22 protein-coding genes are annotated in these 25,003 nt (G+C 66.6%); 18 read left to right on the top strand and 4 right to left on the bottom strand.

Features of this window, described 5'->3' with window-relative positions:
* The first annotated feature begins 3 nt into the window (after positions 1-3).
* The 9 genes from FFS62_RS11770 (at position 4) to FFS62_RS11810 (ending at position 12,012) form a co-directional block, all read left to right on the top strand.
* Positions 4-801: a DUF4892 domain-containing protein gene (locus tag FFS62_RS11770; protein WP_137973001.1), complete on the top strand. Its 798-nt coding sequence runs from the start codon at positions 4-6 to the stop codon at positions 799-801.
* Between the two features lie 52 nt (positions 802-853).
* Positions 854-1,927 carry an AI-2E family transporter gene (locus FFS62_RS11775; protein ID WP_137973002.1) on the top strand — a complete coding sequence of 358 codons (1,074 nt, stop codon included), beginning with the start codon at positions 854-856 and terminating at the stop codon, positions 1,925-1,927.
* Between the two features lie 200 nt (positions 1,928-2,127).
* Positions 2,128-3,717, top strand: a complete 1,590-nt coding sequence (locus FFS62_RS11780) for a YdgA family protein (protein WP_137973003.1) — start codon at positions 2,128-2,130, stop codon at positions 3,715-3,717.
* A gap of 244 nt (positions 3,718-3,961) precedes the next feature.
* Positions 3,962-4,051 carry a K(+)-transporting ATPase subunit F gene (gene kdpF / locus FFS62_RS11785; protein WP_081963146.1) on the top strand — a complete coding sequence of 30 codons (90 nt, stop codon included), beginning with the start codon at positions 3,962-3,964 and terminating at the stop codon, positions 4,049-4,051.
* Positions 4,052-4,059: 8 nt separating this feature from the next.
* On the top strand, positions 4,060-5,748 hold the full coding sequence (gene kdpA, locus FFS62_RS11790; protein ID WP_137973004.1) for a potassium-transporting ATPase subunit KdpA: 1,689 nt from the start codon (positions 4,060-4,062) through the stop codon (positions 5,746-5,748).
* A 153-nt stretch (positions 5,749-5,901) separates the two neighbouring features.
* Complete coding sequence (kdpB, locus tag FFS62_RS11795; protein WP_137973005.1) at positions 5,902-7,947, top strand: potassium-transporting ATPase subunit KdpB; 2,046 nt, start codon at positions 5,902-5,904, stop codon at positions 7,945-7,947.
* Positions 7,948-8,088: 141 nt separating this feature from the next.
* The gene (gene kdpC, locus FFS62_RS11800) at positions 8,089-8,664 is read left to right on the top strand and encodes a potassium-transporting ATPase subunit KdpC (protein ID WP_137973006.1); all 576 of its coding nucleotides are present in this window, start codon (positions 8,089-8,091) and stop codon (positions 8,662-8,664) included.
* Positions 8,661-11,312 (top strand): sensor histidine kinase KdpD, encoded by a 2,652-nt coding sequence (locus FFS62_RS11805; protein ID WP_137973007.1) that lies wholly within the window; start codon positions 8,661-8,663, stop codon positions 11,310-11,312. Before kdpC ends, FFS62_RS11805 begins: the two co-directional genes overlap by 4 nt.
* Before the next feature lie 4 nt (positions 11,313-11,316).
* Entirely contained in the window at positions 11,317-12,012 is a 696-nt protein-coding gene (locus FFS62_RS11810; protein ID WP_137973008.1) for a response regulator, read from the top strand.
* A 7-nt stretch (positions 12,013-12,019) separates the two neighbouring features.
* On the opposite strand, the gene FFS62_RS11815 is transcribed toward FFS62_RS11810, so the two are convergent.
* Entirely contained in the window at positions 12,020-13,024 is a 1,005-nt protein-coding gene (locus FFS62_RS11815; protein ID WP_137973009.1) for a patatin-like phospholipase family protein, read from the bottom strand.
* Positions 13,025-13,234: 210 nt separating this feature from the next.
* On the opposite strand from FFS62_RS11815, the gene FFS62_RS11820 reads away from it, so the two are divergent.
* From FFS62_RS11820 to FFS62_RS11850, 7 genes are all read left to right on the top strand, one after another.
* Positions 13,235-13,513: a lipoprotein gene (locus FFS62_RS11820; RefSeq protein WP_137973010.1), complete on the top strand. Its 279-nt coding sequence runs from the start codon at positions 13,235-13,237 to the stop codon at positions 13,511-13,513.
* 1 nt (position 13,514) lies between these two features.
* The gene (locus tag FFS62_RS11825; protein ID WP_137973011.1) at positions 13,515-14,123 is read left to right on the top strand and encodes a flavin reductase family protein; all 609 of its coding nucleotides are present in this window, start codon (positions 13,515-13,517) and stop codon (positions 14,121-14,123) included.
* Between the two features lie 233 nt (positions 14,124-14,356).
* The gene (locus FFS62_RS11830; RefSeq protein WP_137973012.1) at positions 14,357-15,274 is read left to right on the top strand and encodes a MoxR family ATPase; all 918 of its coding nucleotides are present in this window, start codon (positions 14,357-14,359) and stop codon (positions 15,272-15,274) included.
* The gene (locus tag FFS62_RS11835) at positions 15,274-16,233 is read left to right on the top strand and encodes a DUF58 domain-containing protein (RefSeq protein ID WP_371920123.1); all 960 of its coding nucleotides are present in this window, start codon (positions 15,274-15,276) and stop codon (positions 16,231-16,233) included. The genes FFS62_RS11830 and FFS62_RS11835 overlap by 1 nt, the downstream gene beginning before the upstream one ends.
* On the top strand, positions 16,230-18,218 hold the full coding sequence (locus FFS62_RS11840; protein ID WP_137973013.1) for a DUF3488 and transglutaminase-like domain-containing protein: 1,989 nt from the start codon (positions 16,230-16,232) through the stop codon (positions 18,216-18,218). The genes FFS62_RS11835 and FFS62_RS11840 overlap by 4 nt, the downstream gene beginning before the upstream one ends.
* A 2-nt stretch (positions 18,219-18,220) precedes the next feature.
* A complete protein-coding gene (locus FFS62_RS11845) occupies positions 18,221-19,024 on the top strand; it encodes a CHAD domain-containing protein (protein WP_137973014.1) in 804 nt (267 codons plus the stop codon).
* 72 nt (positions 19,025-19,096) lie between these two features.
* A complete protein-coding gene (locus FFS62_RS11850; protein ID WP_137973015.1) occupies positions 19,097-19,894 on the top strand; it encodes an acyl-CoA thioesterase II in 798 nt (265 codons plus the stop codon).
* On the opposite strand, the gene FFS62_RS11855 is transcribed toward FFS62_RS11850, so the two are convergent.
* Positions 19,891-20,694, bottom strand: coding sequence for a TatD family hydrolase (locus tag FFS62_RS11855; protein ID WP_137973016.1), 804 nt, complete (start codon positions 20,692-20,694; stop codon positions 19,891-19,893). The two genes, FFS62_RS11850 and FFS62_RS11855, sit on opposite strands and share 4 nt — an antisense overlap.
* Before the next feature lie 230 nt (positions 20,695-20,924).
* Here FFS62_RS11855 and FFS62_RS11860 point away from each other — a divergent pair, with 230 nt between their 5' ends.
* Positions 20,925-22,343, top strand: coding sequence for a transglycosylase SLT domain-containing protein (locus FFS62_RS11860; protein ID WP_137973017.1), 1,419 nt, complete (start codon positions 20,925-20,927; stop codon positions 22,341-22,343).
* A gap of 107 nt (positions 22,344-22,450) precedes the next feature.
* The gene (locus FFS62_RS11865; RefSeq protein ID WP_137973018.1) at positions 22,451-22,885 is read left to right on the top strand and encodes a DoxX family protein; all 435 of its coding nucleotides are present in this window, start codon (positions 22,451-22,453) and stop codon (positions 22,883-22,885) included.
* Between the two features lie 46 nt (positions 22,886-22,931).
* On the opposite strand, the gene FFS62_RS11870 is transcribed toward FFS62_RS11865, so the two are convergent.
* Both FFS62_RS11870 and FFS62_RS11875 read right to left on the bottom strand, forming a co-directional pair.
* Positions 22,932-23,966 (bottom strand): lipase secretion chaperone, encoded by a 1,035-nt coding sequence (locus FFS62_RS11870; RefSeq protein WP_137973019.1) that lies wholly within the window; start codon positions 23,964-23,966, stop codon positions 22,932-22,934.
* Between the two features lie 55 nt (positions 23,967-24,021).
* On the bottom strand, positions 24,022-24,963 hold the full coding sequence (locus FFS62_RS11875; RefSeq protein ID WP_137973020.1) for a triacylglycerol lipase: 942 nt from the start codon (positions 24,961-24,963) through the stop codon (positions 24,022-24,024).
* Between the last annotated feature and the right edge of the window lie 40 nt (positions 24,964-25,003).

A 25,003-nucleotide genomic window follows, 5' to 3' on the forward strand; every position in this document is an offset into this window, starting at 1 on the left:
CGAATGCGTTATTTCGCTTTCTGTCTGAGCCTGATCTGTACGCCACTGCTGGCCGCCGATGTGCCCGGTAGCCAGGATCTGGACAGCCTGCCGCGCTTCCCGCGCGCCGAGATCGTCGACTATCGCGATCAACCCAACGCGGAGAAGCGTTACCCGCAGGACAGCCTGCGCCGCATCAGCGGCCAGCTGCGTGCCACCGAAGTGCTGGCTGAGGGGCACCTGCGCGCGCTGACCTATCGCTTGCCGGAGGAGCACTCGCCGCGCGAGGCGCTGACGCTGGCGCGTGAGCACCTGCAAGGGCAAGGTGCCCAGTTGCTGTTCTGGTGCGAGGGCCGTGACTGCGGCTCCAGCAGCCTGTTCGCCAACGCCATCTTCGGCAACGCCAAGCTGTATGGTCCCGAGGAGCGGCAGAGCTACCTGCTGCTGCGCCTGGCCGCGCCGCGACAGGACAGCCTGCTGGCCCTGTACGGCATCACCCGCGGCAATCGCCGTTCCTATCTGCACGTGGAGCAGCTGGACGCCGGCGCGGCGCTGCCGGCACTGCTGCCCACCGCCGGCACCCTGCTGCGTCAGCTCAAGGGCAGTGGCGAGCTGAACCTGCCGCAGCTGGGCGCGCCGGACGAACAGTGGGGCGACCTGCTGGCCCGCATCCTGAGCCTGGACAGCACCCTGCGCGTCGGCCTGGCCGGTGCGCAAGCCGAGGCCTGGCGCGCGGAGCTGGAGCGTCGCGGCGTTCGCGGCAACCGTCTGCAGGTGGTGGCTGCCGAGGGCGCGGGCCTGCGTCTGCAACAACTACGCTGAACAATGAGGCGTGCCGGGCCGCTTTCCGCCCGGGTTCTGGGAATATCGAACCATGCTGAACAATGATCGCCTGCTGGTGCAGATCCTTCTGCTGGCGCTGCTCGGCGCCTGCGTCTGGGTGCTGGCACCGTTCTTCTCGGCGCTGTTCTGGGCCGCCGTGCTGGCCTTTGCCAGCTGGCCGCTGATGCGCCTGCTGACCCGCGCCCTCAATGGCCGGGAAAACACCGCCGCGGCCATTCTCACCGCCGGCTGGATGGTGCTGGTGGCGGTGCCGCTGGTGTGGCTGGGCTTCAACCTGGCCGACCATATCCGCGACGCCACCGAGCTGTTCAAGGACTTCCAGGGCGACGGCCTGCCGGACCCGCCCAGCTGGCTGGGCGGCCTGCCGCTGGTGGGCGATCGCCTGGTCAACCTATGGATGCGCATCGACGAGGAGGGCGCGGCCCTGCTCGCCACCGTGCGGCCTTATCTGGGCCAGGTCGGAAACTGGCTGCTGGCGCGCAGCGCACAGATCGGTGGCGGCATGCTGGAATTGGCCCTGAGCCTGGTGCTGGTGTTCTTCTTCTACCGTGACGGTCCGCGCATGGCGGCCTTCGTCCACAGCCTGCTGGAGCGCCTGATCGGCGACCGTGCCGAGCACTACCTGAGCCTGGTGGCTGGCACCGTGCAGCGGGTGGTCAACGGCGTGATCGGCACCGCTGCCGCCCAGGCCCTGCTGGCGCTGATAGGTTTCTACATCGCCGGTGTGCCAGGGGCCCTGGTGCTGGGCATCATCACCTTCATCCTCAGCCTGATCCCCATGGGCCCGCCGCTGGTGTGGATTCCCGCCACCGCCTGGCTGGTCAGCCAGGAGCATTACGGCATGGCGGTGTTCCTCGGCATCTGGGGCATGTTCGTCATCAGCGGCGTGGACAACGTGCTCAAGCCCTACCTGATCAGCCGCGGCGGCAACCTGCCGCTGGTGGTGGTGCTGCTCGGCGTGTTCGGCGGCATCCTGGCCTTCGGCTTCATGGGCCTGTTCCTCGGCCCGACCCTGCTGGCCGTGGCCTACAGCCTGCTCGGCGACTGGGTCGGCAACACGCCGCGGGTCGCCGCGGTGGATGCCGAGCGCAAGGACGGGGAGTAGTTGGCATCCTGTGCAGAATTCTGCTCACCGTCCTTGGTGAGCGGAATCCACGGTGATAGCCTTGTCCGGCTTTTCGGCTGGCATGGCCGAAGCCGGGCACCAGCCCCGCCTCAGACCGTGATGATCGGGTCCACAGAGGCCTCGCGCGGTTCAGGGAAGAAAGACCAACACAACACAACGGACAATTTGTGAGTCATCCCATGAAAAAATCTGCAGGTATCGCAGTAGGCGTCATCGTGGCCGTCGGCGCCCTCGGCACGGCCGGAGCCTGGTACACCGGCAACCAGCTGCCGACTGTGCTGGACGCATCGATCAAGCAGGTCAACGCCGACATGGCCAAGACGCTGCCGGCACTCGGTCTCGACGTTTCCGTCGAGCTGCTCTCGCTGGATCGCCACTTCTTCAACAGCGACGCGCGCTACCGCGTCAAGTTCAACGGCTCGCTGGACGGCGAGACCGCGCAGCAGCTGGAGTGGGTGATCACCGACCGCATCGAGCACGGTCCCTTCCCGCTGTCGCGCCTCAAGGCGTTCAAGCTGATGCCGGTAATGGCCACCAGCAACTACGCCCTGGAAGCCAACCCGGCCCTGGAAAAATGGTTCGCCGCCAGCAAGGGCGTCTCGCCGCTGGAAGGCCAGGCCAGCCTCGGTTACGACCAGTCCGTGGAAGGCACCGTACGCCTGAACCCGCTGCAGCTGGCCCTGGATGAAGACAGCAACCTGGACTTCAGCGGCCTTACCGTCGACTTCGATACGTCTGCCGGCGCCAAGGAAATCGACGCCAGCGGCCTGATGGAAAGTGTCAAGGTCAGCTCCAAGCTGCCGTCCAGCGGCGAGCCGATGACCATCGAGTTCAAGGGCCTGACCCTGAACAGCCAGACCGCCAAGAGCGCCAGCGATTTCTACCTGGGCCAGAACGAGGTCAAGCTGCAGGTCGTCGAGGTCAAGGTCGGCGAAGCCGCTCCGGTGCTGCTGAAGGACTTCGTACAGCGCGACGAAACCAGCGAAGCCGATGGCAAGCTGGCCGGCCGCTCCACCTACAACGTCGGCATGGTCAGCTACCAGGGCCACGATATCGGCGGCCTGGAAATGATTTCCAGCGTGAAGAACGTCGACGCCGCTGCCCTGCAGTCGATGCTCGCCCTGTACAGCGACATCATCAAGAACACCGGCCAGCTGCAACAGGCCAGCCTGGAAGACGAGGCCAACCTGCCGGAGCTGAGCGAAGCGCAGCAGGCCCAACTGATGGTCGACGTGGATAAGCTGCTGGCCGCCAAGCCGAGCGTTGCCCTGGAGAAACTGGCGTTCAAGACCGCCAACGGCGAAAGCAGCCTGAGCCTGGCCGTGGACCTGAACAAGCCCGAGTCCTTCGAGCTGCCGCCGGATCAACTGGCCAAGCAGCTGATCGCTCAGCTGGACGCCAAGGTCAGCGTTTCCAAGGCCATGATCGGCGACGTGATCGGCCTGCAGGCCACCATCGGCGGCGAGACCGACAAGGAAGCCGTCGCCCAGCAGGCCTCGATGATGACCGAGATGGCCAGCGGCATGGCCCTGTCCACCGAGCTGGCCAAGCTGGAAGGTGACAACATCGTCACCAGCCTGCACTACGCCAACGACAAGGTCGACTTCAACGGCAAGCAGATGTCCGTCGAGGAGTTCGTCGCCATGGCCTTCGCCAGCGGCGCCGGCCTGGGTGGCATGGGCGGTGCGGACCTGGGCGCGGAAGAGCCAGAGATGGAAGGTCTGCAGCTGGAAGAAGAAGTCACCGAGGAAGAGGCTCCGGCCGAGTAACCTTCGCAGGTGCCGAGAGGCCCGCATTTCCACTGGAGATGCGGGCCTTTTTGTTTTCAGGTGCAAATGTTCGGCTGCTAGCGCTGGCCTGACATCTCCAGTGTGTCGGTCATGTCTCGGCCGCTGCGAACCGCGATCTTTACGCATTCTTTATCGCCCGCACCCCGTTGCGGAATCGCTCCTTTACGCCGCCCAGACGAAGAATTCGCCCAAGGCGGCGTAGCCCGCATTACGGAGCGATCACATGAGCATTCTCGACGGGGTGTCCCTGGGCCTGGCCCTGGGGCTGTTCATCTACCTGCTGGTGGCGCTACTGCGCGCCGAGCGCGGCTAGGAGGCCCCATGCAACTTCAAGACTACGGCCTGATCCTGGCCTTCTTCGTCCTGGTGCTGGCGCCCGCGCCCTGGCTGGGACGCTATCTGTACCGCGCCATGGAGGGCGAGCGAACTCTGCTGACACCGTTGCTGCGTCCTCTGGAGCGGCTCTGCTACAAGGTCGCCGGCGTCGACGCCAAGTCCGAGCAGGACTGGAAGACCTACGCCGTGGCGCTGCTGGCGTTCAGCCTGGCCAGCCTGGTGCTGCTGTTCGCCATCCTCCTGCTGCAGGGCCTGCTGCCGCTCAACCCGCAGCAGCTGCCAGGATTGGAATGGACTCTGGCGTTCAACACCGCGGTGAGTTTCGTCGCCAACACCAACTGGCAGGCCTACAGCGGCGAGGCGGCCCTGAGCTACTTCAGCCAGATGGTCGGCCTGACCGTGCAGAACTTCGTCAGCCCGGCGGTGGGCCTGGCCATCCTGGTGGCCTTCGCCCGCGGCATCTCGCGCAAGTCCAGCGCCGGCATCGGCAACTTCTGGGTCGACCTGACCCGCGCCACTCTCTACGGCCTGCTGCCGTTCTGCGTGATCCTGGCGCTGCTGCTGGTCTGGCAGGGTGTGCCGCAGACCTTCATGGACTACGCCCAGGCCAAGACCCTGATGGGCGCGGATCAGACCATCCCGCTCGGTCCTGCGGCCAGCCAGATCGCCATCAAGCAGCTCGGTACCAACGGTGGCGGCTTCTTCGGGGTGAACTCGGCGCATCCGTTCGAGAACCCCACGGCGCTGAGCAACCTGTTGGAGCTGGCGGCGATCATCCTGATTCCGGTGGCGCTGGTGTTCAGCTTCGGCCACTACGTCAAGGACCTGCGCCAGAGCCGCGCGATCCTGGCCAGCATGCTGATCCTGTTCGTTATCGGCCTGGGTATCACCCTGTGGGCCGAGTACCAGCCGAACCCGGCGCTGGCGGCGTTGCCGATCGAGCAGGCCGGCTCGCTGGAAGGCAAGGAAAGCCGCTTCGGCATCGCCGCCTCGGCGCTCTGGGCGGTGACTACCACGGCCGCGTCCAACGGCTCGGTCAACGCCATGCACGACAGCTTCAGCGCCATCGGCGGCATGATCCCGATGTTCAACATGATGTTCGGCGAGGTGATCTTCGGCGGCGTCGGCGCCGGCCTCTACGGCATGCTGCTGTTCGTGTTGATCGCCGTGTTCCTCGCCGGCCTGATGATCGGCCGTACCCCGGAATACCTGGGCAAGAAGCTGGAGGCCCGCGAGGTGCGCCTGCTGGTGGCGACCCTGCTGGTGATGCCGGTCGGCGTGCTGGTGTTCTGCGCCCTGGCGGTGAGCCTGCCGGGTCCTGCGGCCTCGATCAGCAACCCCGGCCCGCACGGTTTCAGCCAGGCGCTGTACGCCTACACCTCGGGCACTGCCAACAACGGTTCGGCCTTCGGTGGTTTCGGTGCCAACACGGCGTTCCACAACCTGCTGATCGGCCTGGCCATGCTGCTCGGGCGATTCGGCTACATCCTGCCGATTCTCGCCATCGCCGGCAGCCTGGCGGCGAAGAAGCGTGCGCCGCTGGGCGACAACAGCTTCCCCACCCATGGCCCGCTGTTCGTCACCCTGCTGACCCTGACCATCCTGCTGGTCGGCGGCCTGACCTTCCTGCCCGCGCTGGCCCTGGGCCCGCTGGCTGAACAACTGGCGTTCTAGAGCCCGTTTACGACCTTTTTAGCTAGAGCCAGGCAAGGCGAAGGTGCGCGAGGGCGCGGAGTTTACAGGCAGTAAATGAGCAGCCCGAGCGCACCTTCAACGCAGCATGGCCGACGATCAAAAGATCGTAGGCGGGCTCTAAGGAGAACCAAGATGAATGCCCCCACCCGCGCGCCTAGTAGTGCGCAAACCTCCAAGACCAGCTTCCAGGCGCTGTGGCAACCGGCGCTGAAGCAGGCCTTTGTCAAACTCGATCCACGCCAGCTCAAGCGGGCGCCGGTGATGCTGGTGGTCGAGCTGACCGCCATCCTCACCACCGTGCTGTGCTTCATTCCCAACCCGGCGGTGAGCGTCGGCCTGGCCCTGCAGATCGCCCTGTGGCTGTGGTTCACCGTGCTCTTCGCCAACTTCGCCGAGGCCCTGGCCGAAGGCCGCGGCAAGGCCCGCGCCGACAGCCTCAAGGCCGGTAGTCAGGGCCTGACCGCGCGGCGCAAGGTCGGCGCGCAGTTCCAGGCAGTGGCCGCCAGCCAGCTGCGTCGTGGCGATATCGTGCGCGTCGAAGCCGGCGAGCTGATTCCCGGTGACGGCGAGGTGATTGAAGGTATCGCCGCGGTCAACGAGGCGGCCATCACCGGTGAATCCGCACCGGTGATCCGTGAGTCCGGAGGCGACCGCTCGGCGGTCACCGGTAACACCCGCGTGGTGTCGGACTGGCTGCTGGTGCAGATCACCGCCAACCCGGGCGAGTCGACCCTGGACCGCATGATCGCCCTGGTCGAGGGCGCCAAGCGGCAGAAGACGCCGAACGAAGTGGCGCTGGACATCCTGCTGATCGGTCTGACCCTGATCTTCCTGCTGGTGGTGGCCACGCTGCAGCCGTTCGCCCGCTACGCCGGCGGCGACCTGCCACTGGTGTACCTGGTGGCGCTGCTGGTGACGCTGATTCCGACCACCATCGGCGGCCTGCTCTCGGCCATCGGTATCGCCGGCATGGACCGCCTGGTGCGCCTCAACGTGATCGCCAAGTCCGGGCGCGCCGTGGAAGCGGCGGGGGACGTGCATACCCTGCTGCTGGACAAGACCGGCACCATCACCTTCGGCAACCGCCGCTGCAGCGCGCTGGTCAAGGCGCCGGGCGTCAACGGTCGCGACCTAGCCGAGGCGGCGCTGTTGGCCTCGCTGGCCGACGACACGGCCGAGGGCAAGTCCATTGTTGAGTACCTGCGCGGTCTCAGTCCGGTCGAGGCGCCGGGGCGTGGTTCGGTACGCGGCATCGCCTTCAGCGCCGAGACGCGCCTGTCCGGTGCCGACTGGAATGGTCGCAGCTTCCGCAAGGGTGCGGTGGACGCCGTGCTGCTGTACCTGGGCATGAGCCGCGAGCAGATGCCCGAGCACCTGGCGCGCGAGATCGACAAGATCGCCCAGAGGGGCGGTACGCCGCTGCTGGTGGCCGGCGACAATCGCCTGCTCGGCGCCATCCACCTCAAGGACGTGGTCAAGCCGGGCATCCGCGAGCGCTTCGCCGAGCTGCGCCAGCTGGGCATTCGTACCGTGATGGTCACCGGCGACAACCCGCTGACCGCCGCGGCCATCGCTGCCGAGGCGGGCGTGGATGACGTGATCGCTGAAGCCACCCCGGAGAAGAAACTGCAGCGCATCCGCAGCGAGCAGGCCGACGGCAAGCTGGTGGCCATGTGCGGCGACGGCGCCAACGACGCCCCGGCACTGGCCCAGGCCGACGTCGGCCTGGCGATGAACGACGGCACCCAGGCCGCCCGCGAGGCTGCCAACCTGGTGGACCTGGACAGCGACCCGACCAAGCTGCTCGATGTAGTGCAGGTGGGCAAGGAGCTGCTGGTGACCCGTGGCGCGCTGACCACCTTCTCGGTGGCCAACGACGTGGCCAAGTACTTCGCCATCCTGCCGGCGCTGTTCGCCGGCATCTACCCGCAGCTCGGCATGCTCAACGTCATGCAGCTGCACAGCCCGCAGAGCGCCATTCTCTCGGCCATCGTGTTCAACGCGCTGATCATCATCGCGCTGATCCCTCTGGCTCTGCGCGGCGTACGCGTAGAAGCGGCCGACGCTGCCAGCCTGCTGCGGCGCAACCTGCTGATCTACGGCCTGGGCGGCATCCTTGCGCCCTTCGTGGGCATCAAGCTGATCGACGTGCTGCTGGTGGCCGTGGGGCTGGTGTAAAGCTTGTCTCCCTCTCCCTCCGGGAGAGGGTTGTGGCGGCCCGCGTAGGGTGAGGGGACTTCGAGTTGGCAATGGCATCCCTCACCCCTAGCCCCTCTCCCTGAGGGAGAGGGGAACAGTCAACGAATCTGGAGAAACGACATGCTCAAGCAACTCCGTCCGGCCCTCGGCATTCTCGGTCTGATGACCCTGATCACCGGCGTGGCCTATCCGCTGCTGGTCACCACCGTGGCCCAGGTGGCCTTCCCCGAGCAGGCCAACGGCAGCCTGCTGCGTGACGAACAGGGCAAGCTGCTCGGCAGCGCGCTGCTGGCGCAGAACTTCGAAGGCGCGCAGTGGTTCCAGCCACGCCCCTCGGCCGCCGGTTTCGCCACCGTGGCCAGCGGTGCCAGCAACCTGGCGCAGAGCAACCCGGCCCTGGCCGAGCGCATCGCCAAGGATGCCCAGCGCCTGTTGGGCGAGGGCAGTGCGCCGGTGCCGCTGGAGTTGGTCACCACCTCGGCCAGCGGTCTCGACCCGCATCTGTCACCGGCCGCCGCGCGCTGGCAGGTGGCGCGTATCGCCGCCGCCCGGCATCTGCCGAGTGCCAGTCTTGAGCGGTTGATCGAGCAACACACCGAGCGCTCGCTGGTCGGTCCCGACGTGGTCAACGTGCTGGCGCTGAACCTGGCCCTGGCGGACAATCGCGCCTTCGCCTTCAACGAGAGCACCCCATGAGTGACGCGCTACGCGCCGATGCATTGCTGGCCGAGATGCCCCGTGAGGGCCGCGGCCGGCTGAAGGTCTTCCTCGGCGCGGCACCTGGCGTAGGCAAGACCTACGCCATGCTGCAGGCGGCCCAGACCCAGTTGCGTCAGGGTATCGACCTGCGCGTCGGCGTGGTCGAGACCCACGGCCGCGCGGAGACCGAGGCGATGCTCCACGGCCTGCCGCAGCAACCGCTCAAACGCCTGGAATACCGCGAGCGGCCGCTGCAGGAGATGGACCTCGATGGCCTGCTGGCCAGGCCGCCACAGCTGGTATTGGTGGACGAGCTGGCCCACAGCAACGCTCCCGGCAGCCGTCACGCCAAGCGCTGGCAGGACGTGCAGGAGCTGCTCGGCGCCGGTATCGACGTGTACACCACGGTCAACGTGCAGCACCTTGAGGCGCTCAACGATCAGGTCCGCGACATTACCGGTGTGCAGGTGCGCGAGACCCTACCGGACTGGGTGCTGCAGGAGGCCGACGAGATCCTGCTGATCGACCTGCCGCCGCGCGAGCTGCTTGAGCGCCTGCGCGAGGGCAAGGTGTACGTGCCGGAGCAGGCCCGTGCGGCCATCGACGCGTTCTTTTCGCAGACCAACCTCACCGCATTGCGCGAACTGGCCATGCACACCGCCGCCGCGCGGGTGGACGCCGACCTCAACCGCCGCTATCGCCAGCAGGGCCAGGAGGCGCCGAGCGTGCGCGGCCGCCTGCTGGTCGGCATCGACGGCGATGGCCAGGCCGAGCGCCTGGTGCGCCACGCCAGCCGGGTGGCCGAACGTCGCCACCTGCCCTGGTCGGTGGTGCATGTGGACACCGGTGGCCCACGTAACGAGGAGCGCCTGGGCAACCTGCAGGCGGCCCAGCAGCTGGCCGAGCGCCTGGGCGGCGAGGTGGTAAACCTGCGTGCCGGCGAAGTGGCCAGCACCCTGATCGCCCATGCCCAGGAGCGCCGCGCCAGCCTGATCCTGGTCGGTCGCAGCCGCCAGCGCCTGCGTCGTCGCTGGCATGTCGGCCGAGGTCTGGCCGAGCGCCTGCTGGCCGCCGGCAAGGGCCTGGAGATCAGCGTGCTGGACACCGAGGTGGAGCTGGCTCCGGCCCAGCCACGAGCCCGCGAGTCGCTGGCCTGGCGCGACTATCTGCTGGCGGCGCTGGCGACTGCCGTGGCCAGCAGCGCGGCGCTGGGCCTGGCGCACTTCATCCAGTTGCCCAACATCTCGCTGGTCTTCCTCGCCGCCGTGCTGGTGGTGGCGGTGCGCAGTTCCCTGGGCCCGGCGCTGCTCTGCGCCGGCCTGTCGTTTCTTGCCTACAACCTGCTGTTCATCGAGCCGCTGCTGTCGCTGAAGATTGCTCGCCAGCAGGACGTGCTGACCCTGCTGTTCTTCCTGCTGATGGCCGGCCTGACCGGCAACCTGGCCAGCCGCCAGCGCCGCCAGCTGCAGGCCCTGCGCCAGACCCAGGCGGAGACCACGGCGCTGCTCGAGCTGTCGCGCAAGCTCACCGTGGCCACCGACCGCCAGGCGGTGTTCTCCGCCGCCACCCAGCAGTTCGGCCTGTGGCAGGAGATCGAGATCAGCCTGCAGTCGCGTGATCGCGACGGTGTGTGGAAGGTCGAGGCCGGTGGGCAGCGCCTGCTCACCGAACAGGAGCGCGCCGCCGCCGACTGGTCCTGGCAGCAGTTGCAGCCGTCCGGGCTGGGTACCGGCACCTTGCCGGGCGGGCGCTGGTGGTGGTGGCCGCTGGCCGGCGAGGAGGGCCCGCTAGCCCTGCTCGGCGTGGCGCCGAAGGATGGGCGGCCGCTGAGCCCCGAACAGCGCCGCCTGATCGCCGCCCTTGGCCAGCCGCTGGCCCAGGCCCTGGAGCGCGCCCAACTGGCGGCGGACCTGGAGGCGGCGCGTCTGCATGGGCAGACCGAGGAGCTGCGCAGTGCGCTGCTGGCCTCGGTGTCCCACGACCTGCGCACGCCGTTGACGGCCATGCGCGGCTCCATCGACAGCCTGCTGGCCCTGGGCGAGCAGATTCCCTTGGCCGACCGCCGCGAGCTGCTGGAAGGCACCCGCGACGAGGCCGAACGTTTGGATCGCTATATCCAGAACCTGCTCGACATGACCCGCCTCGGCCACGGCGGCCTCAAGCTGGCGCGCGACTGGGTGGCGCCAGCGGACATCGTCGCCAGCGCCGTGCAGCGCCTGCGTCCGGTGCTGGCGCCGCTGCAGGTGGAGCTGCAGGTGCCGGCCGAGCTGCCGCTGCTGTATGCCCACGCGGCGCTGATCGAGCAGGCGCTGATCAACGTGCTGGAGAACGCCGCGCGCTTCTCGCCGGCCCAGGGCCGCCTGCGGGTGAGCATCGCCAGCGACGAGGGCGAGCTGCGCTTCGCCGTCAGCGACCAGGGCCCCGGTATTCCGCAGGCCGAGCGGGAGAAGATCTTCGATATGTTCTACACGGCGGCGCGTGGCGACCGTGGCGGCCAGGGCACCGGCCTGGGCCTGGCGATCTGCCAGGGCATGGTCGGTGCCCACGGCGGCAAGGTGACGGTAGGCGAGGGGCTGGATGGGCGCGGCGCGACCCTGACCCTGCACCTGCCGTTACATGCGCAACCGCAGCTCGAGGAAGAGTAGGGTGATGGCGAGCAACGCAACGACCATCCTGGTGATCGACGACGAAGCGCAGATCCGCAAGTTCCTGCGCATCAGCCTCAGCGCCCATGGCTATCGGGTGCTCGAAGCCGGCAACGGCGGCGAGGGCCTGGCCCAGGCAGCGCTGGAGCGCCCGGACCTGGTGGTGCTTGATCTCGGCCTGCCGGACATGGATGGCCAGCAGGTACTGAACGAACTGCGCGAGTGGTCGCAGGTGCCGGTGCTGGTGCTCTCGGTGCGGGCCAGCGAGGGAGAGAAGGTCAAGGCCCTGGACGGCGGCGCTAACGACTACGTGACCAAGCCCTTCGGCATCCAGGAATTCCTCGCCCGGGTGCGCGCGCTGCTGCGCCAGGGCAATGGCGGCGAACCCCAGGAAGCCTCCGCGCAGAGCGGCTCGTTGCAGGTGGACTTCGCCTATCGGCGGGTGACGCTGGAGGGCGCCGAGGTGGCGCTGACCCGCAAGGAGTACGCGGTGCTGGCCATGCTCGCGCGGCATCTGGGCCGGGTGGTGACCCAGCAGCAGTTGCTCAAGGACATCTGGGGGCCGACCCATGTCGAGGACAGCCACTACCTGCGCGTGGTGGTCGGTCATCTGCGGCAGAAGCTCGGCGACGATCCGGCGGCGCCGCGCTTCATCGTCACTGAGGCGGGGGTCGGCTACCGCCTGCTGGAGGTGCAGTGACCACGCGTCAGGCGTGGTCGCGCTCGTACTTGTCCAGGGTGTCGCTGGCGATCTGCCGGCCGAGCTGGATCAGCTCCGGCGCCTTGTGGAACTCGAAGAAGCGGCAGACCCGCTTGGGCACGTTGATCAGGATGTCCGGCGGGTAGCCGGCGATCTTGTACTGGGCCAGCGAGGTCTGCATGGTCTCGAAGCTCTGGTTGACCAGCTCCAGCAGCGAGGCTGGGCCGACATTGCCGAGCACCTGGGAATCGCTGGCCGACTTGGGTGCGGCTTCCTCGGTGGCCTTGGGCACGCGGCTGTCATCCAGCCAGGGGTTGGGCGCCGCGGGCTCGGCCCGCAGTTCGTCTTCGTCCTCGTCGTCGCGCCGCAGGAACGGCAGCTTCGCGCTGATCGAGCCCATCAGCTGGTCGATCTTGCCCTTGATCGCCGCCGGCCGCTCGATCACCGGCAGGCTGTACTGCTTCTGGTTCAGGGCGTTGAGGTTGACCGCGACGATCAAGTCGCAGTGACTGGAGACCACCGGCACGATCGGCAACGGGTTGAGGAGGCCGCCGTCGACCAGCATGCGCGAGCCCTGGATGACCGGGGTGAACAGGCTGGGGATGGCTGCCGAGGCGCGCATGGCCTTGTGCAGACAGCCTTCCTGGAACCAGATTTCCTGCTGGTTGGTGAGGTCGGTGGCGACCGCCGTGTAGGGGATCGCCAGTTGCTCGATGTCGATCTCGCCGACTATCTCGTGGATCTTGCCGAACACCTTCTCCCCGCGGATGGCGCCGAGGCGGAAGCTGACGTCGAGTAGGCGCAGCACGTCCAGGTAGTCCAGGCTCTCCGTCCACTCGCGGTATTCGCTGAGCTTGCCGGCGGCGTAGATGCCGCCGATCACCGCGCCCATGGAGCAGCCGGCGATGCAGCCGATCTCGTAGCCACGGGCTTCCAGTTCCTCGATCACGCCGATATGCGCATAACCCCGTGCGCCGCCGGAGCCCAGTACCAGGGCCACTCTCTTGCTCATTGCCGATCTCCCCACCAATGCCGCGAACATACCCGTCCAGAGCGGTTGCGCCAAGCTGGCATTTACTCTGTTCGGCGTGCGGGGAGCGTGCGCAGGAGCAGAATTGAACGGCTAATTTTTCGCGGCCGCACTAGAATCCAGACTCCTTGTGACCGGGCACTTTGCCGTTGCGCTGACGTCCAAGCCGGTACCAGCATTCAGGAGAACATCATGCAAAAGACCATCCTCATCGCCTCGTTGCTGCTGGCCCTGACCGGTTGCGCGGCCAAGACCGCCTACCGCGACAGCTGCGCCAGCCAATCGAACGCCGCCTGGCGCGAACTGGACCTGGCCAAGGCCGAAGGTTTCGCCGGCACGGTCAGCTACTCCAAGGCGCTGACCCTGCTGACCGGGGCCAAGACCTCGCAGCAGTTCGAGGGCTACGAGAGCTGCACCAAGAACGCCGAGAAGGCGCGCTTCTATATCCGCGAATCGCGCGCCGGGCGCTGACATGCAGCTGGACTTCACCGCACTGACCCCGTTGGAGGCCTATCGCTGGCTGGCCTCCACCGTCACCCCGCGACCGATCGCCTGGGTTTCCACTCGCTCGCGGGAGGGCGTCGACAACCTGGCTCCGTTCAGCTTCTTCCAGGTGATCAGCGACGAGCCGCCGACCCTGATGGTGAATGTCGGCAACCGCGCCGACGGCAACCTCAAGGACACACTGCGCAATGCCCAGGAAACCGGCGAGCTGGTGATCCAGCTGGTCGGCATGGCCCAGGCCGAAGCGATGAACGCCTCATCGGCCAGCCTGGCGCATGGGCACAGCGAGTTCCTGCATTGCGCTATCGCCACGCAGCCGTCGCTGCGGGTGGCGCCGCCGCGGGTGCTGGGCGCACCGGTGGCCTTCGAGTGCCGGGTGGCGGAGATCCAGCCCTATCCTCGGCAGGCGCCGAGCTGCCACCTAATCTTCGCCGAGGTGCTGCTGGCCCACGTCGACGACGGTGTGCTCGACGCCAATGGCCGTATCGACCCCGCCAGGCTCGACCTGGTCGGCCGCCTCGCCGGCAGCGGCTATATCCGCACCCGTGATGTCTTCCATATGCAGCGCCCGGCCTGAGAATCTGCGCAAAGTCGCTGCGCGTCGGCCATGCGTCGTTAAACACAGGCTCGGACTGCTCATTTACCACTCGTAAACTCCGCGTCCTCGCCTGTGTTTGCCTAGCCTGGCTCTAGCTCGCGTGACTTTGCACAGGTTCTAAACTGCCGCACAGTTTCATGAGCAACTGTTTCGCGGTGCTTTGCCCGGTCCGTGTTGACCAGTAGCATCGACGGATCGAACAGGAGCGAATGATGCGGACGAAACTGGATGCGGTGCTGCATGAAGTGAATCAGGTGCTGCTGGGCAAGGAGCCGCAGGTGCGCCTGGCCCTGACCTGCCTGCTGGCCCGCGGGCACCTGCTGATCGAAGACCTGCCTGGTATGGGCAAGACCACGCTCAGCCAGGCCCTGGCTCGGGTGCTGGGGCTGAGCTTCCAGCGTATCCAGTTCACTTCCGACCTGCTGCCCGGCGACATCCTCGGTACCTCGGTGTTCGACAAGGACAACGGGCAGTTCGTCTTCCACCCCGGGCCGATCTTCGCCGAGCTGGTGCTGGCCGACGAGATCAACCGTGCCACGCCGAAGAGCCAGAGTGCGCTGCTGGAGGCGATGGAGGAGGGCCAGGTAACCATCGAGGGCGCGACCCGGCCACTGCCGGAGCCGTTCTTCGTCATCGCCACGCAGAACCCGGTCAGCTCCGGCGGCACCTTCGCCTTGCCGGAGTCGCAGCTGGACCGTTTTCTCATGCGCCTGTCGCTGGGCTATCCGGCCAAGGCGGCGGAGAAAGCCCTGTTGTTGGGCGAGGCGCGGCGTGAGCTGTTGCCCAAGCTGGAGCCCCTACTCGACCATAGCGAACTGGCGGCCATCCAGGCGTTGATTCCTCAGGTGCGCGCCAGCGATGCCCTGGTCGACTATGTGCTGCGCCTGGTCGAGGCCACCCGCAGCGAGCCGCAGTTCGCCTGGGGCCTGTCGCCACGGGCTAGCCTGGCGCTGCTGGCGGCGGCACGCGCCTGGGCCTTCCTGGCCAACCGTGAGTACGTGATTCCCGAAGATGTGCAGGCGGTGCTGCCGGCCGTGGTCGGTCACCGTCTGCGCGAGCGCGCCGACCCGGCCGGGCATGGCGGCGGCGCGCTGGTGCAATGGCTGCTGCGCGAAGTCTCGGCGGTGTGATGCTGCCGATTTCGCTCAAGGCCCGCTGGCGGCGCTGGGTGGTCCGGCGCATCCCGGCGGCGTCGCAGGTGCAGCTCAACCAGCGGCGCATTTTCATCATGCCCGACCGCGTCGGGGCCGCGTTCTCGCTCGCCCTGGTGCTGATGCTGCTGGCCGGCATCAACTACGAGAACAGCCTGGCCTACGGCCTGACCTTCCTGCTGGCGGCCGTGTTCGTGGTCGCCATCCTGCATACCTACCGCAATTTCGCCGGCCTGATCCTCAAGGCGGGGGCCAGCGGCGCGGTGTTCGCTGGCGAGCAGGCGCGCTTCAAGGTGCGCCTGGAAAGCGATGGCCGCGCCCACCAGGCCGTTGGCCTTGGCTGGCCGCCGCAGCCGTTGCAGATCATGGATGTACCGGCCAATGGTCAGCGCGAGTGCGAGCTGAGCCTGCCGGCTGTGCGTCGCGGCTGGCTGCGCCCGGAACGCATGCGGGTAGAGAGCCACTTCCCCCTGGGAATTCTGGTGGCGTGGAGCTGGGTCGATCTGGATCAGACGGTGCTGGTCTATCCGCGCCCACTCGAGGGTGACCTGCCGCTAGCCGTTGGCGGTGATGCCGATGAGGAGGACGAGGGGCGCAAGGCTGCGGGGCAGGGCGCTGATGACTATCAGGGCTTGCGCAGCTATCAGCCCGGCGACTCGAAGCGCCGTCTGCACTGGAAGGCCTTCTCACGGGGCCAGGGTTTGCTGGTCAAGGACTTCGCCGCACTGGCCGGGCGCGATCTGTGGCTGGATTTCCAGGCCCTCGGTGGCGATGCCGAGGAGCGCCTGTCGCGCCTGTGCTACTGGGTGCTGCAGCTCGACGGCCGCCAGCAGCCCTACGGGTTGCGCTTGCCGGCTGTGGAATTGGCGCCGGACTTCGGCGATGCCCATCGCGAGGCGTGCCTGCGGGCCTTGGCGCTCTATGGTGAGCGGTCATGACGGCAATCCAACCCATCCCGCGTATCGCCCTGACCTGGCTGCTGGTGGCTCAGGTGCTGGTGATACTGCCCCATCTGCTGCACCTGCCGCTGTGGATCATCGGTCTATGGCTGGCCTGCGCCGGCTGGCGAGTGCAGGTGTTCCGCATGCGGGCGCGCTTCCCGACCGGACTGGAAAGAGGCGTGTTGGTGGTTGCGACCGGCGCCGCGGCGTTTTTCTCCCGTGGCAGTCTGATCGGGCTGGACGGTGGCGTGCTGCTGCTGGTGGCCACCTTCATTCTCAAGCTGGTAGAGCTGCGTAGCCGGCGCGATGCGTTGGTGCTGATCTTCCTTGGCTTCTTCGTGGTGGTCACCGGCTACCTGTTCGACGATGGCCTGCTCTCGGCGCTCTACAGCCTGTTACCGGTCACGGCGCTGCTGGCTGCCTTGATCGGCATGCAGCAGAGCAGTTTGGCCGAGCGACCTGCTGCGACGGTCAAGCTTGCAGCATCGGTGATGCTGCAAGCCGTACCCTTGATGCTCTTGATGTTCCTGTTCTTTCCGCGACTGGGGCCGCTATGGAGCCTGCCCAATCCACAACAAGGCAAGACTGGTCTTTCCGATAGCATGGCTCCTGCGGATATCGCCGAGCTGAGCCGCTCTCCAGCGCTAGCCTTTCGCGCCAGTTTCGACGGGGTAATGCCTGAGCGCAGCGAGCTGTACTGGCGGGCCCTGACGCTGGAGTCTTTCGATGGCCGGCGCTGGTCTCAGTCCCGAGGCGCGCAGCAGTGGGGTAAGCCAGCCTGGTCGGGCCGCGGGGAATCGCTGAGCTACAGCATTGTCATGCAGCCCAGTGGCAGACCGTGGCTGTTCACCCTGGATGTGGGGTTGATCGACGAACCGAACATCGTGCAGCGCAACGATTTCCGCCAGGAGTCCCGTCGGCCGGTGACGCAGAGCCTGATGTATCGGGCGCAATCGTGGCCTCAGGCTTTGCGGGAGCTGGAGCTTCCCGAAACTATTCGCCGTCGCACGCTACAACTGCCAGAGCTGGGAGACCCGCGGAGCAGGGCATGGGCGCAGCAGCTCAGACGCGAGCACGCCAATCCCACTGAGTTGGTCAGGGTGTTGCTGCAGCACTTCAATCGCGAGCCGTATGGCTACACTCTGAAGCCGCCGCAAGTGGGTGCCAACAGCATCGATGACTTTCTCTTTCAGACCCGCCAGGGCTTTTGCGCGCATTACGCCGGAGCCATGGTTTTCGTACTTCGGGCTGCCGGTATTCCCTCGCGGGTCGTTGCCGGCTACCAGGGCGGCGAGTTGAACGCCGCTGGAAATTACCTGTCGGTTCGACAGCTGGACGCACACGCGTGGGTAGAGTATTGGCAGCAGGGCAAGGGCTGGGTCAGTGTTGATCCAACTTTCCAGGTGGCCCCTGAGCGTATCGATTTGGGCGCTCAGGATGCTTTTGCTACTGACGAGAGCTTTCTTGAGGATTCGCCTTTCTCTCCATTGCGATACCGCAATATAGGCTGGATCAATGAGCTTCGCCTGGCCTGGGACAATATCAACTACAACTGGCAACGCTGGGTGCTGGGTTACCGCAGCGAACAGCAGTTGGGGCTGCTGCAGCGCTGGTTCGGCTCTCTCGATTGGCAGCGTCTGGCCCTAGTGATAGTTGGCAGCGGTGGACTGCTTCTGGGCCTGCTGGCGCTCTGGTTGTTCAAACCCTGGCAGCGCGAGCGCGATCCGCAGCAGCGGTTGCTGCGGCGCTATGAGGCCTTGCTGTTGCGGCACGGTGTGCGTCGTGACAAGGGAGAGGGCGTGCACGCTTTTGCTGCACGGGCGTCGGGGCTGATGCCGTTACAGGCTCAGGCAATTAACGACTTTGCTCAGGCCTTCGAGGCTCAGCGCTATGCGGGGCAGGCGCAGTCGACGGAAAAGCTAAAAGCTCTGCTGCGGCGCCTGCGTCGCGAGCTGCCCTGGCGTATGCGGAGGAATAGCTAGGTATGGCGAAACTCCAGCGAGAGCTGCGCGAGCGAATCATCGAATTGCAGGTACGCCTGTTCGTTTGTGTCGCCCGACTGCAGAGCCAGTCAGACGACGAGGCCCTGCATGACCTGCGCATCGCCCTGCGCCGCCTACGCAGCCTGTTGCGGCCATTGCGCAGCGAGAAACTATGCTCAGCCCTGGAACAGGCAGCCGGGGAGCTGGGTGATGCCAGTGGCCCGCTGCGGGATCTCGAGGTATTGGCGAGCGAACTGCAGCGGCGCGGTCAACCACTCGCCGCTCGGCGCCGGCGAGCTCATCTGGCGCATGGCTACGTGCGCTTGCTGGAAGGTCTGCCGCTAAGGCGGCTGCTGATCCTGCTCGACGACTGGCCCGAGGAGCAGCGCCAGGCCGTGCGCAGCGGCGAGTGGCAGGTCCGGGGCAAGGCGGTTTGCAAATACATGCGCAAGCAGGGCTGGCAGCTCGCCGAGGCATTGCGCGACCCCGCGCACGACCGGCACCGTCTGCGCCTGCTGATCAAGCGCCTGCGCTACTGCAACGAGGCCTGGCCGCAACGTGCGAATCTGCATTCCGCGGTACCCAAGGCGCTGCGTAACGCCCAGAGCGCCCTTGGCGACTGGCATGACCACTGGCAATGGCTGCAACGCCTGCACACCGAGCCGGACCTGGCGCCCTGCGCCGAAGTCTGGCGCCAGCGCCTGCAGCAGGCCGAGGCCGACGCCGATCTGGCCCTGCAGGCGCTGCTGGAGCATTTCCCCCCAAGCCCCGGCGCAGAGCTGAATGCTCGGCAATATCGCCGCTGAATTGGCCGCTCAGTCCCTCCCGCGGCGGCGCGCTTTTCTCTAAGCTTCAGTCTGTATGAAAGGAGATTGCGCATGACCTTCGCTGAACTGATCCACGCGGTGCACACCCATCCGCAGCACGTCGTCGTTCCCGGCCTGTGGGGCCAGGGGCGCGCCACCTTTGGCGGCCTGGTAGCGGCCATGGTCTACGAGGCGATGCGCCTCAAGGTGCCGGCGGGGCGTCCGGTGCGCTCGCTGTCCATCACCTTCGTCGGCCCCATGCTGATGGGCGAGCCGGTGGCGTTCGAGGTGGAGATCCTGCGCGAGGGCAAGTCGGTCAGCCAGGTGGTGGGGCGCGCGGTACAGAACGGCGCGGTAGTGGCCATGGCCCAGGGCAGCTTCGGCGCCTCGCGTGCCTCTGCCGTGCGCGTGGAAGCTGAGGCGGCGCCGGCCATGAAGGCGGTGGAAGAATGCCAGGAGCTGCCCTATCTGGCCGGTGTCACGCCGGAGTTCACCCGCTTCCTGGCCATGCGCTGGGGCGAGGGCGGCATGCCCTTCACCAACAACCCGTCGCGCCATATGGGCGGCTGGGTGCGCCTGCGCAGCGACGTGAGTCACGACAAGGTCAGCGAGGCCCACCTGCTGGCTCTGGTGGATGCCTGGCCGCCGGCGGTGCTGTCGCACCTGAGCACACCGGCCCCCGGCAGCTCGCTGACCTGGACCATCGAGTTCGTTCACCCGATCCCCAGCCTGACCACCCATGACTGGTGCCTGTACCGGGCCGAGATCGAACATGCCCTCGACGGCTATGGCCATATCGCCGCTCGGCTGTGGACGCCCGACGGCCAGCTGCTGGCCCTGAGCCGGCAGACCACGACGGTATTCGATTAAACCTCCGGTAACCCGAAGAAGGCCCGAGCTGCGGCGGTGGTGTGCGCCGCCAGCGCCTCCTGGCTCTCGCCACGGTGCAGGGCCACCTCGCGCAGCACCTCGGTGAGGAAGGCCGGCTCGTTGTGCCCACTCTTCGGCTTCGGCCGCAGGCTGCGTGGCAGCAGATAGGGCGCATCGCTCTCCAGCATCAGGCGGCCGGCCGGAATGTCACGCATCAGCGGGTGCAGGTGAGTGCCGCGGCGCTCGTCGCAGATCCAGCCGGTGATGCCGATATGCAGGTCCAAGTCCAGGTAGCTGTACAGCGTGGCCTTCTCGCCGGTGAAGCAGTGCACCACCGCGGCCGGCAGCTGGTCGCGGAACTGGCGCAGGATGGCGATCAGGCGCTCGCCGGCCTCGCGCTCGTGCAGGAATACCGGCATCTGCAGCTCCACGGCCAGCGCCAGCTGTTCCTCCAGGGCTTTTTCCTGCTGCGGGCGCGGCGAGAAATCACGGTTGAAGTCCAGCCCGCATTCACCCACGGCACGCACCGGCGCTTCCGCCAGCAGGGCGCGCAGCTGGCGGGCACTGTCGGCGTCCCACTGGCTGGCATCGTGGGGGTGCACGCCTGCCGTGCTGAACAGCTGCAGGCCGCTTTCGTCCAGATCCCGGCAGAAGTTCAGCGCCTGTTCGCTCTCTTCCAGGCTGGTGCCGGTCAGCACCAACTGGCAAATGCCGGCCGCGCGGGCGCGAGCGAGTACCGCGTCACGCTCCCGAGCGAGGCTGGGGTGGGTCAGATTGACGCCGATGTCGATGAGTTGCATGGTGCTACCCTCACAAGCCGAGCGGGGCAGCATACCAGAGCCTTGCTTCCCGTAATAAAGCAAGTAATTACAGGTAGTTATGTATGCTTGTTAATGTTTATTACCAGCTCGAGCTGGCGGATTGAAAGCCGCTGTGCCAACCTCCGCGCCCCTCGCGGCGGAACCATCCGTCGCCGGGATGCTCTCAGACGACCGGGCCAAGCCGTGACCCGGTTTCACCCGGAGGTCCGATGACGCGAGCGTTGCTGTTCCTGCTCTGCTGCCTGGCAATTGTCCCGGCCCATGCTCGTCTGAGCGGCCTGGGAGGCAATCTGCCGCATGCGGGTAGCCAGCGCGACCTCGCCGAGATCCGCAAGAGCGGCGAACTGCGTGTGCTGGTCAACCAGAGCCGCAACAGTTCCGCCGAGATCAAGGGCCAGGCGATCGGCCTCGAATACCAGCGCCTGCGTGCCTTCGGTCAGTACCTCAACCGCAATGCCCGTGATGGCCGTGAACTGCGTTTGAAGATCATCCCCAAGCCCAAGGATCAGCTGGTCGCCGCTCTGCAGAAGGGCGAGGGCGATCTAGTGGCTCCCGGCGAGTTGCTCGATGCCCACCCAGGGCTCGGCATCAGCGCCAGCGCGGCGATCCGCAGTGACGTGCCGCTGGTGGTGGTGGGCAATCGGCGTAACCGCCACTACAAGCAGCTGCAGGACATGTCCGGGCGCAGCCTGACGCTGCCGGTGGGCAGCGCCGTCAGCGATGCCCTGCGCGAGGTCAATCAGCAACTGGCCCAGCACAAGAAGCCGCCGATAGTGGTGGAGTGGGCCGACTCCAGCCTGGCCGTCGAGGATGTGCTGGAGATGGTGCAGGCCGGCATCTATCCCTGGACGGCAGTGGAGCTGCCGATCGCCGAGCGCTGGCAGAAGGTCATGCCGGGGCTGCGTATCGAACGGCAGCTGGTGGTGGGCGAGAAGGGCGACATGAGCTGGTTCGTGCGCCGTGAATCACCCATGCTGCGCGCCAGCGTCGACCGTTTCCTTGCCGGTTACCGGGCGCCGAGCGATCAGGATTCGGCGTTCCAGCGCGTCTATCGGCGTTCCTACAAGGTGCGCAACCCGATAGTGACCCGGGCCGACCGGCAACGTCTGGAGCGAGTGCGCAGCGTGCTGCAGAAGCACGGCGAGAAGCAAGACCTGGACTGGCTGCAGCTGGCCGCCGTGGCCTACAAGGAGTCCACCCTCAATCCGGCGGCGCGGGGTGCCTCGGGTGCCACCGGACTGATGCAGATCACTCCGGCGGCGGCGCGCAGCGTGGGCGTCGGCAATATTCAGGCGCTGGACAACAACGTGCTGGCCGCCACCCGCTACATGGCGCGCATTCGCCGCGAGTTCTTCTCCAGCCGACAGATCGCCGAGGCCGAGCGCATGGCCTTCGTCCTGGCCGCCTACAACATGGGGCCGCAACGCGTGCAGGGCCTGCGTGCCGAAGCCCGGCGCCGCGGGTTGAACCCCAATCGCTGGTTCTTCCAGGTGGAACGGGTGGCCATGGAGCAGATGGGCATGGGCGTGGTCAGCTACGTCAACGCGGTGAACAAGTATTACCTTGCCTATGACCGGGAACGCTTTCTGCTGGAGCCGCAGAAGCAAAAGCTCAGCAGCAGTGATTGATCGAATTATCTGATTTTTATAAGCGCAAATTTGCGCTTTCATGATCGTTAAATTCGAATAATATGTGCCTCACCAACCCAAACAACTCCTCCACAAGGAACTGGCACATGAACAAGCTGATCACCACCCTGATGTCCTCCAACGCCGGCTACGGCATCACCCTGCTGCGCATCGTCACCGGCCTGACCTTCGCCGCTCACGGCGCACAGAAGCTGTTCGGCTGGTTCGGTGGCTACGGCCTGGAAGGCGTCGCTCAGTGGATGGAAAGCATCGGCATCACCCCTGGCTACCTGATGGCCGCGCTGGCCGGTAGCGCCGAGTTCTTCGGCGGCCTGGCCCTGGTGGTCGGTCTGCTGGTTCGCCCGGCTGCTGTTTCCCTGCTGGTTTCCATGGTGGTTGCCGCGGTGACCGTGCACTGGGCCAACGGCTTCTTCATCACCAACAACGGCTTCGAGTACGCCATGATCCTCGGCCTGATCAGCGCCGTGCTGATCATCGAAGGTGCCGGCAAGCTGTCCCTGGATCGCGCCATCGCTCGCTGATCCGACCCACCAGTAAGGAGGCCCGCGATTGCGGGCCTTTTTGCGTTCAGAGCTTTTTCTCCCGACTCTCGGCCAGTTGCTCGGCGGCTTCCAGGCGCAGACGCTCACGCTCGTCGAAACGCTCCGCCGCCAGGCTGGCGATGGCGCTCTGCCTATCCGCTTCGCTGAGCCCGCTGTTGGCTTCGATGCGGGCCTTCTCCTGGCGATAGCCGTTGAGCCGCTGTTGCCATTGCTGGCGCTGCTGGTCCAGCGCCTCCAGGCGTGCGGTGGCTTCGGCGCCGACCAGCTGCAGGCGCAGCTGCTGGATCTGCGCCGGGCTGGCGCCTTCGGCCTGCAGGGCGGCCGTCTGCTGGCGCAGCTCGGCCTGCAGCTGCGGCACCACCATTTCCTGCAGCTCTTCCGGCAGCCCGGCGCGCAGGCGGTCCATGGCCTCGGCTTTCTGCTGGTCGTTCAGCGACTGGTCGTGGCGTATCGCCAGGCGCTGCAGAGTGAACTGGTTGTAGGCCTCTTCCTGGGCGAAGAAGGCCTGGTGCGCCTCGGCGCTGAACAGGCTGACGCGCAGGTTCTGCACCGCCTGCTCACGCTGGCGCATGGCGTCCAGGCTGGCCATCTGCGGCAGGTCCTTCTCCAACTGGATCAGTTGGCGCTTGTAGTCCAGGTACTGGGCCAGCAAGGCCAGGGCCTGGCCCTCCGCCGGCTCGTCGAGCTGGCTGCGCACGTAGGCCTGCAGGCGCTCGATGCTGACCTTGATGCTCTCTTCGCCATAGGCGCTGAGGAAATAATCGAAGATGCGTCGGATATCGATGCTGATCAGCAGATTGCCGTTGGCGTCGACGCGGAACTGGCCGTCCACCTGGGTGCCGGCGAAGGAGGGCGGTAGCGGGGCGATACCGGCGGTCAGTGCCGGCGGCTGTTGGGCTGCCTGCTCCGGTTGTGGCGGCGCCAGCGGTGCGGGGGCCTCGGCCGGCGTCTGTTGCGGCGCAGGCGGCTGGCCTTGTGGATCAAGCGGATTGAAATAGAGGGTAGCGGCGACGCCCGCCCCGATCAGCAGGGGCACGGCCAATAGCAGTGGCTTGTTCACGGCGAGACTCGGCAGGAGAAAAACATCGGGGCCCGAGCGGGCCCCGATCGATGGCTCAGAGGCCGGCCAGCTTGAGGCGGTTGGCCTGCTGGCGGTACACGGTGACCGGGTCGGTCTCGAACAGGCTGGTCAGGCCGAAGGTCTGGTTGACCTCGTCGAGGTGGTTCATCCGGTAGTTGTCGCGGATCACCTTGCCCAGGTGCGAGCTGCAGCGGCCGACCAGGCCATCGTTGGCCTCGTCGAAAGTCAGCGAGCTGGCGCCCATCAGCACGTCGCTGACGTCCAGGATGTTGGTCAGCGGGCTGGTGCCGCTCCAGGAGTAGTAGCTGACGCCGTTGACCTTGTAGGCGCCTTCGCCACAGGAGCTGGTCGGAATGCCCTGCGGGTACTTGGCGTTGAATGCCGCCGCGCCCTGGCTGTTGAGCGACTCGAGGGCGCCCAGAGCATTCTGCGGGGTGGTGCTGGGGCTGCCGGAGAGGAAGTTGATCAGCGCGCCCAGGCCGTTGACGATACCGGCGACCAGGGCCTCACCGGCCGAGCCCGGCGGGATCTGGCGCAGGAAGTCGGCGGTGTCGGAGCCCTTGTGCGGCGCACCGACGCTGGTGACCGAGGCGATCAGGTCCGGGCGGATGGCGGCGACGTAGCGGATGGTCGGGCCGCCATGGCTGTGGCCGACCAGATTGACCTTGCCCTTGCCGCTGATGGCGGCGATTTCTTCCACCTGGTCGAGCAGCTCTTCGCCGCGCAGCTCGGAGGTGTTCAGCTGGCTGACTTCGGTGATGTAGACGCTGGCACCGTCCGAACGCAGGGACGACGGGATGCCGTACCAGTAATCGATGCCGAGGATGCTGTCGAAACCGAGCATGCCGTGGGTGAGGACGATCGGGTATTTGGTCTTGGTGTAGCCGGTGGAGCCGAACAGGCCGGCGTCGGCCTGGCCGGACAGCAGCAGGCTGCTTCCGACAAAGAGGGCGAGCAGAGTCTTCTTATTATTCATGGGGTGCTCTCGAACGGTGAGATAGGCAGTGATCCGTCCT

Origin of the sequence: Pseudomonas sp. F(2018) (assembly GCF_005508865.1) — a bacterium.
Classification (GTDB): Bacteria; Pseudomonadota; Gammaproteobacteria; order Pseudomonadales; family Pseudomonadaceae; genus Aquipseudomonas.

Excerpts from the sequence above, each read along its gene's own strand:
- FFS62_RS11770 (WP_137973001.1), top strand. The coding sequence starts at position 4 with ATGCGTTATTTCGCTTTCTGTCTGAGCCTGATCTGTACGCCACTGCTG.
- FFS62_RS11775 (WP_137973002.1), top strand. The coding sequence starts at position 854 with ATGCTGAACAATGATCGCCTGCTGGTGCAGATCCTTCTGCTGGCGCTG.
- FFS62_RS11780 (WP_137973003.1), top strand. The coding sequence starts at position 2,128 with ATGAAAAAATCTGCAGGTATCGCAGTAGGCGTCATCGTGGCCGTCGGC.
- kdpF (WP_081963146.1), top strand. The coding sequence starts at position 3,962 with ATGAGCATTCTCGACGGGGTGTCCCTGGGCCTGGCCCTGGGGCTGTTC.
- kdpA (WP_137973004.1), top strand. The coding sequence starts at position 4,060 with ATGCAACTTCAAGACTACGGCCTGATCCTGGCCTTCTTCGTCCTGGTG.
- kdpB (WP_137973005.1), top strand. The coding sequence starts at position 5,902 with ATGAATGCCCCCACCCGCGCGCCTAGTAGTGCGCAAACCTCCAAGACC.
- kdpC (WP_137973006.1), top strand. The coding sequence starts at position 8,089 with ATGCTCAAGCAACTCCGTCCGGCCCTCGGCATTCTCGGTCTGATGACC.
- FFS62_RS11805 (WP_137973007.1), top strand. The coding sequence starts at position 8,661 with ATGAGTGACGCGCTACGCGCCGATGCATTGCTGGCCGAGATGCCCCGT.
- FFS62_RS11810 (WP_137973008.1), top strand. The coding sequence starts at position 11,317 with ATGGCGAGCAACGCAACGACCATCCTGGTGATCGACGACGAAGCGCAG.
- FFS62_RS11815 (WP_137973009.1), bottom strand. The coding sequence starts at position 13,024 with ATGAGCAAGAGAGTGGCCCTGGTACTGGGCTCCGGCGGCGCACGGGGT.
- FFS62_RS11820 (WP_137973010.1), top strand. The coding sequence starts at position 13,235 with ATGCAAAAGACCATCCTCATCGCCTCGTTGCTGCTGGCCCTGACCGGT.
- FFS62_RS11825 (WP_137973011.1), top strand. The coding sequence starts at position 13,515 with ATGCAGCTGGACTTCACCGCACTGACCCCGTTGGAGGCCTATCGCTGG.
- FFS62_RS11830 (WP_137973012.1), top strand. The coding sequence starts at position 14,357 with ATGCGGACGAAACTGGATGCGGTGCTGCATGAAGTGAATCAGGTGCTG.
- FFS62_RS11835 (WP_371920123.1), top strand. The coding sequence starts at position 15,274 with ATGCTGCCGATTTCGCTCAAGGCCCGCTGGCGGCGCTGGGTGGTCCGG.
- FFS62_RS11840 (WP_137973013.1), top strand. The coding sequence starts at position 16,230 with ATGACGGCAATCCAACCCATCCCGCGTATCGCCCTGACCTGGCTGCTG.
- FFS62_RS11845 (WP_137973014.1), top strand. The coding sequence starts at position 18,221 with ATGGCGAAACTCCAGCGAGAGCTGCGCGAGCGAATCATCGAATTGCAG.
- FFS62_RS11850 (WP_137973015.1), top strand. The coding sequence starts at position 19,097 with ATGACCTTCGCTGAACTGATCCACGCGGTGCACACCCATCCGCAGCAC.
- FFS62_RS11855 (WP_137973016.1), bottom strand. The coding sequence starts at position 20,694 with ATGCAACTCATCGACATCGGCGTCAATCTGACCCACCCCAGCCTCGCT.
- FFS62_RS11860 (WP_137973017.1), top strand. The coding sequence starts at position 20,925 with ATGACGCGAGCGTTGCTGTTCCTGCTCTGCTGCCTGGCAATTGTCCCG.
- FFS62_RS11865 (WP_137973018.1), top strand. The coding sequence starts at position 22,451 with ATGAACAAGCTGATCACCACCCTGATGTCCTCCAACGCCGGCTACGGC.
- FFS62_RS11875 (WP_137973020.1), bottom strand. The coding sequence starts at position 24,963 with ATGAATAATAAGAAGACTCTGCTCGCCCTCTTTGTCGGAAGCAGCCTG.